1 pseudogene is annotated in these 414 nt (G+C 65.2%); it reads right to left on the reverse strand.

The annotated features are described in order from the left end of the window. Positions 1-414: pseudogene (locus tag ACGVWT_RS19220) on the reverse strand (DOPA decarboxylase); the annotation flags it as partial.

Consider the following 414-nt stretch of genomic DNA (forward strand, 5'->3'; position numbering starts at 1 on the left):
TCGCGACCAAAACCGGCCAGCAACGCGGCCTTGTCCACCGAGCTGTGGGCGTGGGCGCTAACGTAGACGATCAGGGGTTTGGCCTGGGCTTGCAAGCCACCGCGCACCAGTGCGTAGTCGCTGGCACGCTCACGGGCGCTGATCAGCGCCACCAGGGTACTGGTAGAGGCCGTGTCCTGGATCACCCCACTCCATTGGCCCGACAGGCCGAGCAACTGACGCAGCCAGTCGAGGGTGGTTTCTTCCAGTTCGCTCAGGGCCGGGCTGGACTGCCACGACAGGCCCAGCACACCCAGGCCGGTGCTGAGGAAGTCGCCAAGGACCGAGGACAGCGTACCGTTGGAGGGGAAGTAGCCGTAGAAGTCCGGATGCTGCCAATGGGACAGGCCGGGCATGACCAGTTGGTTGACGTCG

It is taken from the genome of Sphingomonas sp. S6 (assembly GCF_043498045.1).
Taxonomy (GTDB): Bacteria; Pseudomonadota; Alphaproteobacteria; order Sphingomonadales; family Sphingomonadaceae; genus Sphingomonas.